Annotated in this window: 19 protein-coding genes; 13 read left to right on the forward strand and 6 right to left on the reverse strand. The window is 52.5% G+C overall.

Features of this window, described 5'->3' with window-relative positions; genetic code table 11:
- The first annotated feature begins 28 nt into the window (after positions 1–28).
- Entirely contained in the window at positions 29–1,486 is a 1,458-nt protein-coding gene (locus tag AB1I67_RS11400) for an aryl-sulfate sulfotransferase (RefSeq protein WP_367029992.1), read from the forward strand.
- Positions 1,487–1,568: 82 nt separating this feature from the next.
- Here the strand turns inward: AB1I67_RS11400 and AB1I67_RS11405 are convergent, their stop codons facing one another.
- Positions 1,569–1,832, reverse strand: a complete 264-nt coding sequence (locus tag AB1I67_RS11405; protein WP_367029994.1) for a hypothetical protein — start codon at positions 1,830–1,832, stop codon at positions 1,569–1,571.
- 226 nt (positions 1,833–2,058) lie between these two features.
- On the opposite strand from AB1I67_RS11405, the gene AB1I67_RS11410 reads away from it, so the two are divergent.
- Together AB1I67_RS11410 and AB1I67_RS11415 are read left to right on the forward strand one after the other, a co-directional pair.
- A complete protein-coding gene (locus tag AB1I67_RS11410) occupies positions 2,059–3,456 on the forward strand; it encodes an SLC13 family permease (RefSeq protein WP_367029995.1) in 1,398 nt (465 codons plus the stop codon).
- Between the two features lie 142 nt (positions 3,457–3,598).
- A complete protein-coding gene (locus AB1I67_RS11415) occupies positions 3,599–5,053 on the forward strand; it encodes an aryl-sulfate sulfotransferase (RefSeq protein ID WP_367029996.1) in 1,455 nt (484 codons plus the stop codon).
- Between the two features lie 106 nt (positions 5,054–5,159).
- On the opposite strand, the gene AB1I67_RS11420 is transcribed toward AB1I67_RS11415, so the two are convergent.
- Complete coding sequence (locus tag AB1I67_RS11420) at positions 5,160–5,879, reverse strand: LysR family transcriptional regulator substrate-binding protein (RefSeq protein WP_367032607.1); 720 nt, start codon at positions 5,877–5,879, stop codon at positions 5,160–5,162.
- Positions 5,836–6,156 (reverse strand): LysR family transcriptional regulator, encoded by a 321-nt coding sequence (locus AB1I67_RS11425; protein ID WP_367029997.1) that lies wholly within the window; start codon positions 6,154–6,156, stop codon positions 5,836–5,838. Before AB1I67_RS11425 ends, AB1I67_RS11420 begins: the two co-directional genes overlap by 44 nt.
- 361 nt (positions 6,157–6,517) lie before the next feature.
- On the opposite strand from AB1I67_RS11425, the gene AB1I67_RS11430 reads away from it, so the two are divergent.
- From AB1I67_RS11430 to AB1I67_RS11465, 8 genes are all read left to right on the forward strand, one after another.
- Entirely contained in the window at positions 6,518–7,735 is a 1,218-nt protein-coding gene (locus tag AB1I67_RS11430) for a 6-phosphofructokinase (RefSeq protein WP_367029998.1), read from the forward strand.
- A 195-nt stretch (positions 7,736–7,930) separates the two neighbouring features.
- Positions 7,931–8,440 (forward strand): SEC-C metal-binding domain-containing protein, encoded by a 510-nt coding sequence (locus AB1I67_RS11435; protein ID WP_367029999.1) that lies wholly within the window; start codon positions 7,931–7,933, stop codon positions 8,438–8,440.
- A 141-nt stretch (positions 8,441–8,581) separates the two neighbouring features.
- Positions 8,582–9,352: a class I SAM-dependent methyltransferase gene (locus tag AB1I67_RS11440; protein ID WP_367030000.1), complete on the forward strand. Its 771-nt coding sequence runs from the start codon at positions 8,582–8,584 to the stop codon at positions 9,350–9,352.
- A 105-nt stretch (positions 9,353–9,457) separates the two neighbouring features.
- Positions 9,458–10,336 (forward strand): Hsp33 family molecular chaperone HslO, encoded by an 879-nt coding sequence (gene hslO, locus AB1I67_RS11445; RefSeq protein WP_367030001.1) that lies wholly within the window; start codon positions 9,458–9,460, stop codon positions 10,334–10,336.
- 21 nt (positions 10,337–10,357) lie between these two features.
- Entirely contained in the window at positions 10,358–11,137 is a 780-nt protein-coding gene (gene udp / locus AB1I67_RS11450; RefSeq protein ID WP_367032608.1) for a uridine phosphorylase, read from the forward strand.
- A gap of 44 nt (positions 11,138–11,181) precedes the next feature.
- Positions 11,182–11,838: a deoxyribose-phosphate aldolase gene (gene deoC / locus AB1I67_RS11455; protein ID WP_367030002.1), complete on the forward strand. Its 657-nt coding sequence runs from the start codon at positions 11,182–11,184 to the stop codon at positions 11,836–11,838.
- Positions 11,835–12,317 carry a cytidine deaminase gene (locus tag AB1I67_RS11460; protein ID WP_367032609.1) on the forward strand — a complete coding sequence of 161 codons (483 nt, stop codon included), beginning with the start codon at positions 11,835–11,837 and terminating at the stop codon, positions 12,315–12,317. Before deoC ends, AB1I67_RS11460 begins: the two co-directional genes overlap by 4 nt.
- Before the next feature lie 2 nt (positions 12,318–12,319).
- Entirely contained in the window at positions 12,320–13,516 is a 1,197-nt protein-coding gene (locus tag AB1I67_RS11465) for a phosphopentomutase (protein WP_367030003.1), read from the forward strand.
- A gap of 99 nt (positions 13,517–13,615) precedes the next feature.
- Here AB1I67_RS11465 and AB1I67_RS11470 read toward each other — a convergent pair whose 3' ends face one another.
- Positions 13,616–13,816 carry a cold-shock protein gene (locus AB1I67_RS11470; protein WP_367030004.1) on the reverse strand — a complete coding sequence of 67 codons (201 nt, stop codon included), beginning with the start codon at positions 13,814–13,816 and terminating at the stop codon, positions 13,616–13,618.
- Positions 13,817–14,050: 234 nt separating this feature from the next.
- Between AB1I67_RS11470 and AB1I67_RS11475 the strand changes: the two genes are divergently transcribed.
- Complete coding sequence (locus AB1I67_RS11475) at positions 14,051–14,620, forward strand: DUF5662 family protein (RefSeq protein WP_367030005.1); 570 nt, start codon at positions 14,051–14,053, stop codon at positions 14,618–14,620.
- Complete coding sequence (locus AB1I67_RS11480) at positions 14,617–15,681, forward strand: D-cysteine desulfhydrase family protein (protein WP_367030006.1); 1,065 nt, start codon at positions 14,617–14,619, stop codon at positions 15,679–15,681. Before AB1I67_RS11475 ends, AB1I67_RS11480 begins: the two co-directional genes overlap by 4 nt.
- Positions 15,682–15,775: 94 nt before the next feature.
- On the opposite strand, the gene AB1I67_RS11485 is transcribed toward AB1I67_RS11480, so the two are convergent.
- Both AB1I67_RS11485 and AB1I67_RS11490 read right to left on the reverse strand, forming a co-directional pair.
- A complete protein-coding gene (locus tag AB1I67_RS11485; RefSeq protein WP_367030007.1) occupies positions 15,776–16,045 on the reverse strand; it encodes a hypothetical protein in 270 nt (89 codons plus the stop codon).
- 64 nt (positions 16,046–16,109) lie between these two features.
- Positions 16,110–17,483 carry a [FeFe] hydrogenase, group A gene (locus AB1I67_RS11490; protein ID WP_367030008.1) on the reverse strand — a complete coding sequence of 458 codons (1,374 nt, stop codon included), beginning with the start codon at positions 17,481–17,483 and terminating at the stop codon, positions 16,110–16,112.
- Between the last annotated feature and the right edge of the window lie 131 nt (positions 17,484–17,614).

The raw sequence follows: 17,614 nt of genomic DNA on the forward strand, positions 1-17,614 counted from the left end.
ATAATTAAATTAAAGGAGGAATACGAAAATGGGAGCAAGTGTATTTCCAATGGGCGTAACAAAATATGACCCGGAAAAGGCGTGGAGCGGTTATACGCTGATGCCGGTTAACGGCGTGGGCGCAGTCCTGATCGACATGAACGGCAATGTGGTGAGAACCTGGACGGATCTTCAGGGTTTCCCCAACAAGCTGCTTCCGGGCGGACAGGTATTAGGTTCCCTGGGACGGCGTGAAAACCAGTACGGCTATCAGGATATGAGCGACTTGACCCAGGTGGACTGGGATGGCAACATTGTATGGTCCTTCAACAAAAAAGAGCAGTTAAAGGATGGGGACAAGGAGTACTGGCTGGCCCGCCAGCATCACGATTACCAGCGTGAAGGAAACCCGGTGGGATATTATGTTCCGGGCATGGAATGCAGGACCGACGGCGGCAATACGCTGATCCTCTGCCATGAGGATAAGTATAAGAAGAATATCTCAGACAAGCGTCTTTTAGACGACTGCTTTATCGAGGTGGACTGGGAAGGCAACATCCTCTGGAAATGGTGCGTGAGCGACCACTTCCGCGAGCTGGATTTTGATGAGACCGCTAAGAACGTCCTGTTCCGCAACCCCAATTACCATCCCAACGGCGGCGGACAGAGCGACTGGATGCACATCAACTCCATGAGCGTTTTGGGGCCGAACAGATGGTATGACGCCGGGGATGAGAGATTCCATCCGGACAATATTATCTGGGATGCCCGCGAGAGCAATATCCTTGCGATCATCAGCAAGAAGACCGGAAAGATCGTATGGAAGATCGGCCCGGATTTCACAAAGACCAAAGAACTGCGCGCGATCGGCCAGATCATCGGGCAGCACCATGTACATATGATCCCCAAGGGACTTCCGGGCGAGGGCAACATCCTGATCTTCGATAACGGCGGCTGGGCCGGCTACGGCGCTCCGTCCAGAACCTCCAAGGACGGCACCAAGACGGATATCCGCGACCACTCCAGAGTCATCGAGCTGGATCCGGTGACCTTAAAGGTCGTATGGGAGTTTGACGGCTCCATCTGGCCGGGCATGATGGGGATCACCAGCAAGAGCAAGTTCTACAGCCAGCTGATCAGCTCTGCTCAGAGACTGCCAAACGGCAATACCCTGATCGATGAGGGCTGCAGCAGCAGGATCCTTGAGGTTACCCCGGAGAAAGAGGTTGTGTGGGAGTACATCGCTCCGTTCAGGGTTGAGGGCGCTCATATTTACCGTGCATACCGCTATCCGTATTCCTACGTTCCGCAGCTTCCGACGCCGACTGAGACGCCGGTAATTCCTGTGGACAATCACGAATTCCGTGTGCCAGGCGCCGCTGAGGGCTTTGCAGCAAACCGTGTATCGGTTGCAGGTACATGGGGGTACGAAGGAAAGATGGATGCATGCGTGACGGAAGACCAGATCCATGACGGGGATGAGGAAGAAATAAAAGCAGCATTCTAGAACAGAGAAAAAGCGCGGAAGGAAATGTCCTCCGCGCTTTTTTAGTTATATGCTCTGCCTGTCAATCCCAGCCGCTGCGCCGTCAGTTGCTCTCATCGTCGCAAAGTACGGTGATACCGATCTTTTCCGCCGCTTCCTGAGCCATCTCGCAGTCAGCTCCGGCGGGAACCACCATATCCGGTTTGATGGGGTCATCGTCGCACATTACATTTATGTTTGGAGCGGCTTCTTTTATCTTATGACATTCATTTGTCACCAGCTCTTCCATGGAACTCTGTCTTGCAATCTCTCTAGCCTTGGCTTCTGCGGCAGCTTTTCTCTCTGCGCCTTTTTCACTTAATGCCATAGTCATTACCTCCCGAATGTCTGTTTAATAGGATATCTGTAATCAGTATAGCACAACTCATCACAGTACGGGAAGGGGATATAGATAATCTCAATGTACTGATAAAGATTATCAAATAGCGGAAAAGCGGGAAATGGGGTATAATAGGAACAACGACAAAAATTTCACAATCAGGGAAGATACAGTGATCTTGTCGAAAAAAACGTAAGAATAAGGAGAATGTCTTATGGGTGCAAATGAGAAGAAGTCTGCCGTGAAGTGGACTTACTGGCTGTTTCTGGCTATTGGATTGGGGTTCATGCTTCTGTTTCCAAGATTAAAGCCGTTCAGTACGATCACACCGGTGGGAATGACGGTGCTTGGGGTATTTATCGGAATGGTATTTTTATGGTCTACCATGGACAGCATCTGGCCGAGTCTGCTGGGGCTTTTACTGGTGGCGCTGGCAGGCTATCTTGGAGAGGATTTTAAAGGTTATGCTGCTGTAAAAGAAGTATTTTTACAGGCGATCGGTTCGGAGACCGTGATCGTCTGCCTGCTGGGTATGATCCTGTTTGGCGGGGTTTCCTATGTGGGAGGCACCAAATACATGGCGCGCTTTTTCATGAGCCGGAAGATCCTGGAGGGACGGCCGTATGTGTTCCTGTTTTTAGTATTCCTCTGCTCCTTCTTCCTGGGCGGCCTGACACAGCCGATCGCCAGTATGCTGATCCTGTGGCCTCTTGCCATTGAGATCTGCGACAAGACCGGTTATAAAAAGGGGGACAAGGTTTTTTACATACTGATCTGCGGAATCTATCTGGCGTCCACCCTGGGACAGCCGATGCTGCCGTTTAAAGGCGCGCCGTATATCATCATCAGCGCTTTTGAGAAGGTGACGGGGCTGACGGTGAATTTCGGAAACTACATTGCGTACAACCTGATCATGTCAATGATCCTGCTGGTACTGTTTATCCTGTATGTGAAGTTTATTGTCCGCCCGGATGTGACCGGACTGAGAGAGATCACGGTGGAAGATTTAACGAAAGAGAAGCTGCCGCCGATGAACATGCAGCAGAAAGCGTTTTTCATCATGCTGGCGCTTTTGTGTATCGCACTTGTTATCCCGGCATTTTTGCCGAAGACATTTCCCGGCATTGCATTTATCAACAAGATGGGAAATATCGGAATCTTCCTGACTGCGATCATCATTATGATGATCGTCCCGTTTGAGGGAAAACCGATCCTGCCGTTCAAAGCGGTCGCCCAGAAAAATGTATCCTGGGACATCCTGTTTTTGGTTGCGGCAGCGATCTATGTATGTAACTGTATGACGGCAGACGTGACGGGGATCAAACCGTTCCTGGTAAGCGTACTGCCAGCCGATGCTTGGCGGCAAGCCGGATCTGGTGTTTGTATTTTTACTGCTTGCATTTGCGATCATCACGACCAACTTTGCCAACAACGCAGGTATGGCGGTTGTGCTGATGCCGGTTATCCTGGCATTCTCAACCCAGTATCCGGGAGTGAACTTAACCGCGCTTGGAATGTCCGTCACCATGATGGTATTCGTAGCCCTGCTTACCCCGGCGGCTTCTCCGTACTGCGGAATGCTCCATGCACGGAAAGACCTGGTCAGCTATAAAGAGATCATGTCCCTGTTTATACCCATGTTCCTCATCGCGCTGGCTGTTTATGCGACAGTAGGGTATGGTATCGCCTGTGTTCTGTTTTAATGATCGGATTTAAAAAATGTAAATACACATGCAAAAAAGGAGGAAATCAATATGGGAACACCGAATGTACATCCAATGGGAGTCACAAAGTATGATCCGGAGAAGGCCTGGGGCGGATACACGGTCCTGCCTGTTTCAGGGATCGGAACGGTACTGATCGACATGAACGGAAATGTGGTGAAGACCTGGAAAAATCTTCAGGGCTTCCCCAACAAGCTGCTTCCGGGCGGCCAGGTGATGGGGAGCCTGTCGAGGAGAGACAGCGCTTACGGATACCAGGATATGGGAGATGTAAGCCAGGTAGACTGGGACGGGAACGTGGTGTGGTCATACAACAAAAAAGAGCTGCTGAAAGACGGCGACAAAGAGTACTGGATGGCGCGCCAGCATCACGATTACCAGAGAGAGGGGAATCCGGTCGGTTACTATGTTCCCGGCATGGAATGCAGGACGGATGGCGGAAATACCCTGATCCTCTGCCATGAGGACAAGTATAAAAAGAATATTTCCGATAAGAGGCTGTTAGATGACTGTTTCATTGAAGTGGACTGGGAGGGAAATATCCTGTGGCAGTGGAATGTCAGCGACCATTTCCGTGAGCTTGGCTTTGATGAGACAGCAAAGAATGTGCTGTTCAGGAATCCGAACTATCATCCAAACGGCGGCGGACAGAGCGACTGGATGCATATCAACTCCATGAGCCTGTTAGGGCCGAACCGCTGGTATGACGCAGGGGACGAAAGGTTCCATCCGGACAACATCATCTGGGATTCCCGCGAGGCGAATATCCTGGCGATCACCAGCCGGAAGACGGGCAAGATCGTATGGCAGATCGGGCCGGACTTCACCGTTTCCAAAGAGCTGCGCGCCATCGGCCAGATCATCGGCCAGCATCACGTGCACATGATCCCCAAGGGACTGCCGGGAGAGGGCAATATCCTGATCTTCGACAATGGCGGCTGGGCTGGTTACGGCGCACCCTCCAGAACCTCCAAGGACGGCACCAAGACAGACATCCGCGACTATTCCCGCGTGATCGAGCTGGATCCGGTTACCCTGCGGGTTGTATGGGAGTTTGACGGCTCCGTATGGGGCGGCATGATGGGAATCACTTCCAAGACGAAGTTTTACAGCCAGCTGATCAGCTCCGCCCAGAGACTGCCCAACGGCAATACCCTGATCGATGAGGGCTGCTGCTGCAGGATCTTTGAGGTTACCCCGGAGAAAGAAGTGGTATGGGAATACATCGCGCCATTCGCCTTTGACCAGCCGAAGATCTACCGCGCATACCGTTATCCGTATTCCTACGTACCGCAGCTTCCGACCCCGGTTGAGACCCCGGTCGTACCCATTGAGAACCGCAGATTCCGCGTGGCGGGCGCAGCAGACGGCTTTATCGATAACGTGACGGATGTTGCAGGAGCCCAGGGTTATGAGGGCAAGATGGATGCCTGTGTGACAGAGAATCATGATTCGGATGAAGAAGAGCAGAAGCCGGCGTTCTAAGCAATCTATTAACATAGAAAGAGGATCCCAGTCTGAATGGCTGGAATCCTCTTTTTATGTGGGGATACTGTCTGGATCTATGTACATCACCGTATCATCACAGCATCTAATAATACAGATGGCAGCCGGAAGAGCCTTTTTCGGAGGACTTCTGCAAATTGCCGGCGATCTGTTTTTGCTGTGCCTGCAGCAGGGAATATTCCGTGCGCAGCAGGAGCAGGGCGCGCTGCTCGGCTGAGGGCAGGATGAACTGGTTGCAGTAGGCCAGGAATGTGGTCAGAGTGGGCTGCCCGTCAGAAATGGGAACCGCAAAGACCATACCGCTGGTCACATAGATATCATCCACGGCGGACTGATGCGGCAGGACCGCATAGCCAAGCCCCTTTGCAACTGCCTTTTTAATACAGCTCTGATCAGAAAAACTAAAATAGTTGTGCGTCTCCTGATGGAAGGGCGGCGCAGTGTCTAAAGCATCCATCTTTACAAAATCATTAAACAGGATCGGCGTGTCATGTTCCAATTCCTCCATGGATACAGAGCTTCGATGGGCCAGAGGATGGTTCCGGTGCAGGTAGGCGCACATGTTATCCTCAAAGACAGTCTCGATGTGGATATCATGGCTGGTCGCCTCCTTTAAGATCTGTTCCCTGGTGCTTGGGACATAGGTGCCGATCCCGATGTCGGCTGTATTGTCGATCAGGGAGGCAAGGATCTTGGTGGGGCGGCGCTCCTGGATATTGATGGTGATCCCGGATTCCTGCTGGCGCAGGACATTGACAAGGTCAATGATCAGAGAAGCTGCAGGCCGCAGGGACAGCCGCGATATTGACTGTTGCGTTTAACGGCGCTTCTGATTCGGACAGGGATTTGACACGCTCGAGCTGCTGCACCATAATATTGGAAATCTTTAAAAATTCCTCCCCCTTTTCGGTGAGGGCAACACCCTGAAAGGATCTTTTAAATATCTGAAACCCCAGCTCGCTTTCCAGATTCTGGATCGCCATGCTGAGGGACGGCTGCGTGATATAAAGCTTCTTGGAAGCCTTGGACATGGATTTGCAGCGGGCGATCTCCACCACGTATTGAAACTGCTCAAGTCGCATAAACTGTCTCCTTATCAATGATTTTACTGTTTCATTATAACACAGAAATACAGAAAACGGCTGAAAAAGTTAAAAATATATCAAATGGACGCCATATAAATAACGCCGGTCCCGGGAGCGATCGGTGAGCGATCCGCAATTTCTTATTGCCAAATTCCATAAAGCCTGATAAAATAAGTCGGAATGTCAGAGTAGATTATGTAGGATATAAAAAATCCGGCCTGCCTACACTGCGGTAAGCAAACCGGATTAAAAAGGGGAGGATAAGTATTTCTTTTTTCTTTGGTACTAATCTCATTATCCCCCTGCATCGCCAGTTTATACAAAAACCGTAAATTTTTTTTATTTTTGAGGAGCACATATGAAAAATCTTATTGTCGGTCAGTCCGGAGGGCCTACGGCAGTCATCAACGCAAGCCTGTACGGGGTGGTGAAGGAAGCGCTTGGACATCAGGCGGAGATTGGGCATGTCTATGGCATGGTCTATGGAATTGAAGGATTTTTGCAGGATAAGTACATGGATCTGGGCCAGGAGCTTTCTGCGGAGGAGTTAGAGCTTTTGAAGCTGACGCCGGCGGCCTATCTGGGTTCCTGCCGATACAAGCTTCCGGAGGATTTGTCCGCTGCTTTTTATGCAACGGTCTTTGAGAAGTTCAAGGAACTGGATATCGGATATTTTCTGTATATCGGCGGGAATGATTCCATGGATACGGTCAGCAAGCTGTCCCGCTATGCAGCGGAGCACGGGAGCGATATCCGTTTTATCGGCATCCCCAAGACCATTGACAACGACCTGGTCCAGACGGATCACACGCCGGGATATGGCAGCGCGGCCAAATATGTGGCGGCTACGGTCCGGGAGATCGTGCTGGACGCTTCTGTGTACCGCCAGAAGGCGGTTACCATCATCGAGCTGATGGGGCGTCATGCGGGCTGGCTGACAGCAGCCAGTGTGCTGGCGAGGAAGCATAAGGGGGACAACCCGGTTCTCATCTACCTGCCGGAGACGGATTTTGAGCTGGAGCATTTTGCCAGGGATCTGGAAAAGGCCCTGAAGGAGCAGAACAGTGTGATCGTCTGTGTCTCAGAAGGGATTTCTGATGGGTCCGGCACCTTTATCTGCGAATATGGGGACGAGGCCATGGTAGACAATTTTGGACACAAGATGCTGACCGGATGCGGCAAGGTATTGGAAAGCTTTGTAAGGCGCCGGTTTGGGGTGAAGGTCCGTTCTGTGGAGCTGAACGTAAGCCAGCGATGCTCCGGGATGGCGGCGTCTGCAGTGGATATTGAGGAGGCTGCCCTGGCAGGGAGTACAGGGGTTTTAGCTGCTTTGGCAGGGGAGACCGGAAAGATGATCGCATTCCGGCGTGTTGGTACAGATCCTTACCAGATGGAATGTTGTACAGTGGATGTAACTCAGGTGTGCAATCAGGAACAGCCAGTGCCGTCAGAATGGATCACGGGGGAGGCCAATGATATTGCCCAGGCCTATATCGATTATGCTCTGCCGCTGATCATGGGGGAAGCGGACCGGCCAATGGAACACGGGCTTCCCAAATATCTGTACCGCAGATAAGGTTTTGGAGACTGGGCAGGAAGCGGGGATTCATGCAGGTTCTGACAAAAAGCGGTGATTCTGCGCGAAAAGAGGCCTATGAGACAAGAAAAGGATTTGCAAATTTTCCCGAATTGTTATATACTATGGGAGAATATGCACGGTATGATCTGTGCGGCAGAATAAAGTAAACAAAGCAAAGGAAGGATATGTGTTATGGCATTATTGGAGACATGGAGAAACCTTGCGTACGGCGAGGGTTTGAGTGATAAAGAAAAAGAGAATCTGTGGAATGGATATTTTACGATTGAGAAGGGGATCTACGAGCAGCTTCTTGCAGATCCGGCTCAGGTTGTCACCGGCACTGTGAAAGAACTGGCTGAGAAGTATGAGACCGAGGTCCTGATCATGACTGGATTCCTGGATGGTATCAATGAGAGCCTGAAGGGATACGAGAACCCGATCGACACTATGGAGGAGGATACCGAGGTCAAGATCGAGATCGATCCGGAGAAGCTTTACTACAATATGGTAGAGGCGAAGGCACAGTGGCTGTATGAGCTGCCGCAGTGGGAGTCCATCCTGAGTGAAGAGAAAAGAAAAGAGCTTTACAAACAGCAGAAGGCTTCCGGTACGATCCGCAAGGAGAAAAAGATCGGAAGGAATGATCCGTGTCCTTGCGGCAGCGGTCTGAAATATAAAAAGTGCTGCGGGAAAAACGTATAAGACTAGAGAGCTGACAAACAGGCAGGGGCATCCGGGTGAGGAGGTGCGCCTGCCTTCTTTCTCTTGCGGGACGCAGGGAATGATCACCTGATATGCTGGTGAATGCAGAGTGGAATATGCGGATGGAAGAAAGGAAATGTCATGGATGCATATACAGGATTTGCAGAAGTATATGATATGTTTATGGACAACATTCCCTATGAGGAGTGGTGCGTCTATCTGACCGGGCTTTTAGAGGAGTACGGGGTCCGCGACGGCCTGGTGCTGGATCTTGGCTGCGGCACAGGCACGCTGACCAGGCTTTTGGCGGCGCGGGGTTATGACATGATCGGTGTGGATCTGTCGGATGAGATGCTGGAGATCGCCATGGAAAAGCAGGTGGGGCAGGGGGATGGAGTTCCGGGAAGCATCCTCTATCTAAACCAGGATATGCGGGAGTTTGAGCTTTATGGTACGGTCCGGGCTGTTGTGAGCATCTGCGATTCCATGAATTATCTGATGGAATATGAGGATCTGGTCCGGGTCTTTAAGCTTGTCAACAATTATCTGGACCCGGGCGGAGTATTTATTTTCGATCTGAACACTTTATATAAATATCAGGTGGAGTTGGGAGAGCAGACGATCGCAGAGAACCGGGAGGAAGGGAGCTTTATCTGGGAAAACTTCTATGATGAGGAGGAGATGGTCAATGAATATGATCTGACCCTGTTTATCCGTCAGGAGGATGGCCGCTACCAGAAATATGAGGAGACCCACTACCAGCGCGCCTATGCGCTGGAGACGGTGATGCAGGCGATCCAAGCTGCGGGGCTGGAGCTCGTGGCATTGTATGATGCGTTTACAAAAGAGCCGCCGCGGGAGGACAGTGAGCGCGTGTATTTTGTGGCGCGGGAACATGGGAAACGCGCGTGACACGCTTGAGCCGGACCACAGGAGTACTGTGATGACAGAAACACGGAAACATAGAAATACAGAAACACAGAATAACAGAATCGATATATCAGGAGGGAATACAGCATGTCAGATTATATGATCAGGGCGACGGCAGCAGACGGGCAGATCCGTGCATTTGCCGCCACCACAAGGGAATTGGTGGAATTTGCGCGCAGCGCGCACAATACCAGTCCGGTGGCGACGGCGGCGTTAGGACGGCTTTTGACGGCCGGCGCTATGATGGGTGTGATGATGAAGGGGGAGAAGGATCTTTTAACCCTTAAGATAGAAGGAGACGGGCCAATCCAGGGACTGACGGTGACTGCGGACTCCAAAGGCAATGTAAAGGGCTATGTGTTTAACCCGGAGGTGCTGCTGCCGCCCAATGAGAAGGGCAAGCTGGATGTGGGCGGCGCACTGGGGATCGGAGTGCTCAGCGTGATCAAGGACATCGGACTGAAGGAGCCATACGTGGGGCAGACGATCCTGGTGACCGGAGAGATCGCAGAGGATCTGACCTATTACTTTGCAACCTCGGAACAGACGCCGTCCAGTGTGGCGCTGGGCGTGCTGATGAACCGGGAAAACACAGTGCGGCAGGCGGGGGGATTTATCCTTCAGCTGCTGCCGGGGGCTTCGGAGGAGATGATATCCGGGCTGGAAAAAAGACTGGGAGAGATCACCTCTGTTACGGACCTTCTGGACCGGGGGATGACGCCGGAGGAGATCCTTGAGTATATCCTGGGAGATTTTGGGCTGGAGATCCTGGACCGGATACCGGCGCAGTTTACCTGCAACTGTTCTAAGGAGCGGATTGAGAAAGCCCTGATCAGCGTAGGCAGGCATGAGCTTCAGGATATGATCGACGAGGGAAAGACCATTGAGGTGAACTGTCATTTCTGCAGCCGGCATTATCCGTTTGAAGTAGAGGAATTGAAGGAATTGCTGGAAAAGGCAAAATAGAAGCTGGAGGTGGAGCATATGATCAATTATTCGGAACATGAAGAGAAGCTGTATCATATCCAGGTGGGCAAAGGCGAAGTGGGAAGGTATGTGATCCTGCCGGGTGACCCGAAGCGGTGTGAGAAAATCGCAAAGTATTTTGAGGATCCTGTCCTGGTTGCCGACAGCAGGGAGTATGTGACTTATACGGGAACCCTGGACGGAGTGAAGGTCAGCGTGACTTCCACCGGGATCGGCGGGCCTTCGGCGGCGATCGCCATGGAGGAGCTGTTCCAGTGCGGCGCAGATACTTTTATCCGGGTCGGTACCAGCGGCGGTATGGATCTTGATGTGAAGAGCGGTGATCTGGTGGTGGCAAATGGAGCTATCCGCATGGAGGGGACCAGTAAGGAGTATGCGCCCATCGAATTTCCCGCGGTGCCGGACTTTGATGTGACGACGGCCCTCAAACAGGCTGCGGTGAACCTGGGGCTGCCCCATCATGTGGGAGTCGTACAGTGCAAGGATTCGTTTTACGGACAGCATTCCCCGGAGACCAAGCCGGTCGGGTATGAGCTGACGGCAAAATGGGATGCCTGGGTGAGGCTGGGCTGCAAGGCGTCGGAGATGGAATCGGCGGCAGTTTTTATCGTAGCGGATTATTTAAAGGCCAGGGCCGGATCTGTGCTGTTGGTGATGGCGAACCAGGAGAGGGCGAAGGCTGGTCTTGAGAATCCGGTGATCCATGATACGGACGCGGCTATCCGCACGGCGGTGGAGGCCATCCGTATCCTGATCCGGGAGGATGGGGCCAGAGCGTGATGCAGGCGTTTTTTGAGAGTGAAATGTGAAGAGGAGAATAGAATATGGAAGTAAGAGAGATGCTTCAGTATGTAGACCATACACAGCTTGGACAGACCGCTGTGTGGGAGGATATCCGGAATTTATGTGATGAGGCGGTGGAATACGGCACTGCGTCTGTCTGCATCCCGCCGTCCTACGTAAAGCAGGCGAAGGAATACGTGGGAGATAAGATGGCAGTCTGTACGGTCATCGGTTTCCCCAACGGTTATAACACCACGGCGGTGAAGGAGTATGAGACAAAGGATGCCCTGGCAAACGGCGCGGATGAGATCGATATGGTCATCAACCTGGGGTGGGTCAAGGATGGACGTTATGATCTGGTGGAACAGGAGATCCGCAGTTTAAAAGCGGTCTGCGGGGAAAAGATCTTAAAGGTGATCATCGAGACCTGCCTGCTGACAGACGAAGAGAAGATCCGCATGTGCCAGTTGGTGACGGACGCAGGCGCAGATTATATCAAGACCTCCACCGGGTTTTCAAAGGCAGGGGCTACCTTTGCTGATATTGCCCTGTTTGCGGCCCATGTGGGGAGCGGAGTGAAGATGAAGGCGGCGGGCGGCATCAGCAGCCTGGAGGATGCGGGGAAGTTTCTTGAGCTGGGAGCGCACCGGCTGGGAACCAGCCGGATGGTGAAGCTGGTACAGGAAAAGAAGGACTGAGGTTTACCACAGAGGAAGCAAATACGGAACCGGAAACTGGAACAGAGAGGAGGCAGGCGATGGATAGAGAAACTTTGATCCGTATGGCAATTGAGGCGATGGGACGGTCTTATTCCCCCTACTCAGGCTTTCGAGTAGGAGCGGCGCTGCTCACAAAGGACGGCGCGGTCTATCAGGGATGCAATATTGAAAATGCCGCCTATACCCCGACCAACTGTGCAGAGCGGACCGCATTTTTTAAAGCGGTCAGTGAAGGAAAACGGGAATTTGAGGCAATCTGCATCGTGGGCGGGCCAGACGGTGTCCTTACGGATTATACCGCGCCCTGCGGCGTCTGCCGACAGGTAATGATGGAATTTTGTGATCCTGATACGTTCCGTATCATCCTGGCTGTGGACGAAGAACACTGTCGGGAATTCCGGTTGAAGGAGCTGCTTCCGATGGGATTTGGACCGGCAAACTTAGAGAGGAGCATGTAAGCATGGCAGAAAAAGCATTTAAACGCGTGTTTGTGATCGTCATCGATTCCCTGGGGGCCGGTGCCGCTGCGGATGCGGAGGATTATAACGATGTGGGAAGCGATACTCTGGGACATATATCCCAGAGCGTGGATACCTTTAAGATACCAAACCTGCAAAGGCTGGGCCTGGCCAATCTTCATCCGTTAAAGCAGGTGGCGCCGGCGGAGTATCCGCTGGGATATTATACGAAGCTGAGTGAGAAGAGCCGCGGCAAGGATACCATGACCGGCCACTGGGAGCTGATGGGCCTTCGGACGGAGAAGCCGTTTATCACCTTTACAGAGACCGGGTTTCCGCCGGAGCTGATCGCAGAACTGGAACGGCGCACGGGACACAAGGTCATCGGCAACAAAAGCTCCAGCGGTACGGCGATCCTGGATGAACTTGCGGAGGAAGAGATTGCGACGGGGCATATGATCGTATATACATCGGCGGACTCCGTGCTGCAGATCTGCGGGAATGAGGAGACCTTTGATCTAAAGGAACTGTACCGCTGCTGTGAGATTGCCAGGGAATTGACCATGAGGGATGAGTGGAAGGTGGGCCGTGTCATTGCGCGCCCTTATGTGGGTAAGAAGCGCGGGGAATTTAAGCGGACCAGCAACCGCCACGACTATGCGGTGGAGCCTTTTGGAAAGACCGCCCTGGATGCGTTGAAGGATCATGGGCTGGATGTGATCTCAGTCGGGAAGATCAATGATATTTTTGCCGGCTGCGGGATCACGGAGGCGCTGCATTCCGACAGCTCTGTGCATGGGATGGAGCAGACGATCGAGATCGCGAAGAGACCGTTTCACGGCGTCTGCTTTGTGAACCTGGTTGATTTTGACGCACTCTGGGGGCACCGGCGTGATCCAAAAGGATATGCAGAGGAGCTGGAGCGGTTTGATGAGAAGCTGGGAGTACTTCTTGAGGAACTGGGAGAAGACGACCTGCTGATGATCACGGCGGACCATGGCAACGATCCGACCTATACGGGGACCGACCACACCAGGGAAAAAGTGCCGTTACTCATCTATTCTAAGTCCCTGGAGGGAAGCGGACCGCTGCCGGAAACCGATACCTTTGCGGCGGTGGGAGCTACGATCACGGATAATTTTGGTCTGGATATGCCGGAGGGGACGATCGGGACTTCCTTAAAGCCCTGGATCAAGTAGGATCATGCGGCTTTTAAACGGTCAGCATGAGAGAAATACTGCAATGAAAAACAGCCGTCAGGAAAACCTGATGGCTGTTTTGTGGTCAGGATATCTGAATTACAGTGTGGTCACATGAATGGCCTGCGGGCCCTTTGCACCTTCTGTTACCTCAAACTGAACCTGCGCGCCTTCTTCAAGCGTCTTGTAGCCGTCCATCTCGAGACCGGAGAAGTGCACAAATACGTCGTTGCCCTGCTCGTCGCTGATGAAACCGTAGCCCTTCTGGTTGTTAAACCACTTAACTGTACCTTTGTTCATGATACTACCTCCAAAGTCCATAAAAAAATAGAATTTATTGCCGCTTCGGCAACTGCCCTAAGAATAGCATAGAAAGAGGGTGGTGTCAAACGGTTTTCTGGATAAAAAAGCATTTTTTAACAAAATAAGGAAATAAAGAAAAAAGTACAAAAAATCTAGTATCCGCAGGGGAGTTGTGATAAACTTAAAAGATATGGCAGAAGCTTATGGCTCTGCTTTGACAGGAGGTATGACATGGATGGAAACAAGGCGTGGCGCCATCTGGTGACGATCACAGAACACAAACTGCTGGTGATGCAAAACTGCTTCCGGGTGGGACTTTACCGCCAGGGGCTTTTGCATGATCTGTCAAAATACAGTCCGGCGGAGTTTTTGACCGGCGTCCGGTACTATCAGGGTACCAGGAGCCCTAACGCTGCGGAGCGGGATGAAAAGGGCTATTCCACTGCATGGCTGCACCACAAGGGGCGCAACAAGCACCATTTTGAATACTGGATTGATTTTTCCAAAACCAGCAAGGGGTTAGTGGGCTGCCGGATGCCGGTGTGCTATCTGGTGGAGATGGTGATGGACCGGATCGCGGCATCCAGGGTTTACCGCGGAAAGGATTACACGGATGCGGCTGCATGGGAATATTATTTACATGAGCAGCCCTATCTGGAGGGAGTCATGAATCCGGAGACCAAGGCGGAGCTGGAGAAGATCCTTAAAATGCTGAAGGATAAGGGTGAGCGCAAAACATTTGCTTACTTGAGAAAGCTTTTGAAGCGCGGCGATTATGGGATAGGAGGAGAAAAGGTATGAGCATTCAGACCGGGAGAGCGAGAACATTGCTGGCAGGGCTGCCCAAAGTGCAGCTGGGATTTTTCCCTACGCCGCTGCACAGGCTGGACCGCCTGTCAGAGCAGCTGGGCGTGGAGCTGTATATCAAACGGGATGATTTTACCGGGATCAGTTTGTTTGGCGGCAACAAGATACGGAAGCTGGAGTATCTGATCGGCGATGCGGAGGCCAGGGGCTGCGAGTATGTGTTCACATTTGGGGCCACCCAGTCCAACCATGCCATGCAGACCGTATGCGCCTGCCGCAGGCGCGGCCTGAAGCCGGTGATCTATCTGGTGGCGATCGTAAAGCCGGATGAGGCGGATGTGCGGTCCAATCTTTTGCTGGATAAGATCCTGGGGGCGGAGGTACATATTGTGGAGATCGAGGCGGGCGAGACGGAGGAGGACGCGGAAGAACGTTCCTTTGTGCTGGCCCGGGAACATATGGCCAGACTGGAGGCAGAGGGGCACCGCTGCTATGAAGTGCCGATGGGCGGAGCCAGCGATGTGGGAAGCGTGGGTTTTATTGACGGGTATGTGGAGCTGGAGGAACAGCTGGAGGCAGCGGGCATCCATGCGGACTATATATTCCATGGCACCGGTACCGGCGGAACCATGGCCGGCCTGCACGCGGGACGGAAGCTCACAGGTTCGGATGCGGAGATTATTTCGATCAACGTGAGCTTTAAGGATGACGGGTATCCGGCGAGGTGTGCGGATCTGGCGAACCGCAGCCTGGCCCTGATCGGTGCGGAGGATGTAAGGGTGGATGCACATGAGGATATCCATACGGACTTGGGGTATTATCTGCCGGGGTATGAGATTCCCAACGAGGCTGCCAGCGAAGCGATCCGGCTTCTGGCGCGGGAGGAAGGCCTGTTTGTAGATCCGGTCTATACCGGAAAGGCATTTGCCGGTATGCTGGACCATATCCGGTCCGGCAGGGTAGAAAAGGGCAGCACGGTGGTATTCTGGCACACGGGCGGTGCGACGGCGCTGTTTGCAGAAAAGGAGATCCTGGGGGATATTACAAAAGCGTAGTGCGGCATGAGGATGGGCAGAAAAACATCCGGCGGGAAGATGATCCTTTCTGCCGGATGTTTTTGCAGAATAGCCTGCCGGGTTTTGGTCCCGGTCAATCGTGAAAAATGTCTCCCGGATAATGGTACACCTGGGCGTAAGATTCCATCTCCGAATCCGTCTGCGGAAGCGCCGGGATCAGACCTGTACAGTCTGTGGCGGAGCAGGCCTTGATGTCCAGATAATCCGGATCGTCGAAGCCGTACGGGTCGTTCTTGAACGGTTCGGTAGCCGGTTCCCGCACCGGCTCTTTTTTCGGGGTTTTGTCAGGTTCCCTTACTGGGGCCTTTCTTCTTTCGGCTCCCTCTGGTCCTTGTATCAGCATAAATTATCACCACCTCATGAATAGTATGAGGTGGTGATGGTATTCTTATGTATAGAAAACTGGTTTATCTGCCCAGGTCGCTGCTGCGGTCTTGATAAACGGTGTGAAGCATCTGTTCGGCAAGCTCGCCTAAGGGTTCTCCATAAAATTCCCGGTACAGTTTTTGAATCTCCGTATTTTCGTGGCTTAAGCGCAGGGGCATGTCCAGATCCCGGTTATAGAGGGATGCAATGCGGGAGAAGCGGACCGAGTCGGTCATGGGCACTTCGGTTTTGGGCTGTCCGCCTCCGCCGATGCAGCCGCCGCGGCAGGTCATGACTTCGATAAAATCATAAGGGCAGTTTCCGTTTTTAAGCTGCTCCAGAACTGGGACGGCATTGCGGATCTCGTGGATGACTGCAATGCGCAGGGTTTTTCCTGCTATGGTAACCTCGGCGGTCCGTACATCGTCTACGCCGCGCAGCGGCAGCAGGGTATAGAAATCCTTTGGCGGATTCTCCCCTGTGATCAGGAAATATGCGGTGCGGGCAGCGGCTTCCATGACGCCTCCGGTATTGCCGAAGATCACGCCTGCGCCGGAGGCCTCTCCCATCAGCGGGTCGTAGGAGCTGTCCTTTAAGGACGCAAGGTTCAATCCTTCTTCTTTCATCCATTTTGCCAGCTCTCTGGTGGTGATCACATAGTCCATATCCCGCATGGATTCGTCGCCGTGGAAGGTTCCGCTGGCGTTCATCTCGTCCCGGCGGATCTCGAACTTTTTGGCGGTGCATGGGGTCAGCGCTACATTCACGATCTTTTTCGGATCAATGCCCATCTGCTTTGCAAAGTAGGTCTTGATGGTCGGCCCCTGCATGCCGATGGGGCTCTTCGCCGAGGAGATATGGCCCGTAAGCTCCGGATAAAAGGTCTCCACAAACTTGACCCACGCCGGGCAGCAGCTGGTGAACTGGGGCAGAGGAGCGCTTCCCTTCGTAACGCGGGAGACCAGCTCGGAGGCTTCCTCCATAATGGTCATATCCGCAGCAAAATTGGTGTCCAGGACATAGTCTGCACCCAGGGCGCGGAGGGCGGCGACCATCTTTCCCTCCACGAAACTGCCGTTTGGCATGCCAAAGGCCTCTCCAAGGCCTACACGGACGGAAGGGGAGGTTGAAAAGATGACGATGGATTCCGGATCTTTTATGGCAGCCCTGACCTGGAGGTATTCCTCGCGCTCTGTCAGGGAATTGACCGGACATACGTTGGTGCACTGTCCGCAATGGATGCAGATCGGTTCGTCACCGGTCTTTAACAGATCGTAGAGCTTTCCCACCACAACGCTTTCCTCGCACACGCGGCGGCACTGCCCACATTTGACACATAAGTCCTCGTGGCGGAAAATGGATGGATTGGAGTCTGATACCGGGATGCGGATGTCGGAAAATAAATGCTTTGACATAAAAAGCCCTCTCTTTCGTATGAAACAATTAATAATGATAACTATTATCAATTATAATCTTGTTGAGAAAAAATGTCAATACAAATATAACTTGAAATATTAGAAATGAAGTGAAAATAGATGTATTAAGA

The sequence above is a fragment of the Clostridium sp. AN503 genome (genome assembly GCF_040719375.1).
Taxonomy (GTDB): domain Bacteria; phylum Bacillota; class Clostridia; order Lachnospirales; family Lachnospiraceae; genus Brotaphodocola.

What these genes read in the sequence shown, in the direction of transcription:
- hslO (WP_367030001.1), top strand. Translation starts at nt 9,458, where the DNA reads ATGTCAGATTATATGATCAGGGCGACGGCAGCAGACGGGCAGATCCGT.
- AB1I67_RS11400 (WP_367029992.1), top strand. Translation starts at nt 29, where the DNA reads ATGGGAGCAAGTGTATTTCCAATGGGCGTAACAAAATATGACCCGGAA.
- AB1I67_RS11415 (WP_367029996.1), top strand. Translation starts at nt 3,599, where the DNA reads ATGGGAACACCGAATGTACATCCAATGGGAGTCACAAAGTATGATCCG.
- AB1I67_RS11465 (WP_367030003.1), top strand. Translation starts at nt 12,320, where the DNA reads ATGGCAGAAAAAGCATTTAAACGCGTGTTTGTGATCGTCATCGATTCC.
- deoC (WP_367030002.1), top strand. Translation starts at nt 11,182, where the DNA reads ATGGAAGTAAGAGAGATGCTTCAGTATGTAGACCATACACAGCTTGGA.
- AB1I67_RS11475 (WP_367030005.1), top strand. Translation starts at nt 14,051, where the DNA reads ATGGATGGAAACAAGGCGTGGCGCCATCTGGTGACGATCACAGAACAC.
- AB1I67_RS11440 (WP_367030000.1), top strand. Translation starts at nt 8,582, where the DNA reads ATGGATGCATATACAGGATTTGCAGAAGTATATGATATGTTTATGGAC.
- AB1I67_RS11410 (WP_367029995.1), top strand. Translation starts at nt 2,059, where the DNA reads ATGGGTGCAAATGAGAAGAAGTCTGCCGTGAAGTGGACTTACTGGCTG.
- AB1I67_RS11430 (WP_367029998.1), top strand. Translation starts at nt 6,518, where the DNA reads ATGAAAAATCTTATTGTCGGTCAGTCCGGAGGGCCTACGGCAGTCATC.
- AB1I67_RS11490 (WP_367030008.1), bottom strand. Translation starts at nt 17,483, where the DNA reads ATGTCAAAGCATTTATTTTCCGACATCCGCATCCCGGTATCAGACTCC.
- AB1I67_RS11425 (WP_367029997.1), bottom strand. Translation starts at nt 6,156, where the DNA reads ATGCGACTTGAGCAGTTTCAATACGTGGTGGAGATCGCCCGCTGCAAA.
- AB1I67_RS11470 (WP_367030004.1), bottom strand. Translation starts at nt 13,816, where the DNA reads ATGAACAAAGGTACAGTTAAGTGGTTTAACAACCAGAAGGGCTACGGT.
- AB1I67_RS11485 (WP_367030007.1), bottom strand. Translation starts at nt 16,045, where the DNA reads ATGCTGATACAAGGACCAGAGGGAGCCGAAAGAAGAAAGGCCCCAGTA.
- AB1I67_RS11405 (WP_367029994.1), bottom strand. Translation starts at nt 1,832, where the DNA reads ATGGCATTAAGTGAAAAAGGCGCAGAGAGAAAAGCTGCCGCAGAAGCC.
- AB1I67_RS11435 (WP_367029999.1), top strand. Translation starts at nt 7,931, where the DNA reads ATGGCATTATTGGAGACATGGAGAAACCTTGCGTACGGCGAGGGTTTG.
- AB1I67_RS11480 (WP_367030006.1), top strand. Translation starts at nt 14,617, where the DNA reads ATGAGCATTCAGACCGGGAGAGCGAGAACATTGCTGGCAGGGCTGCCC.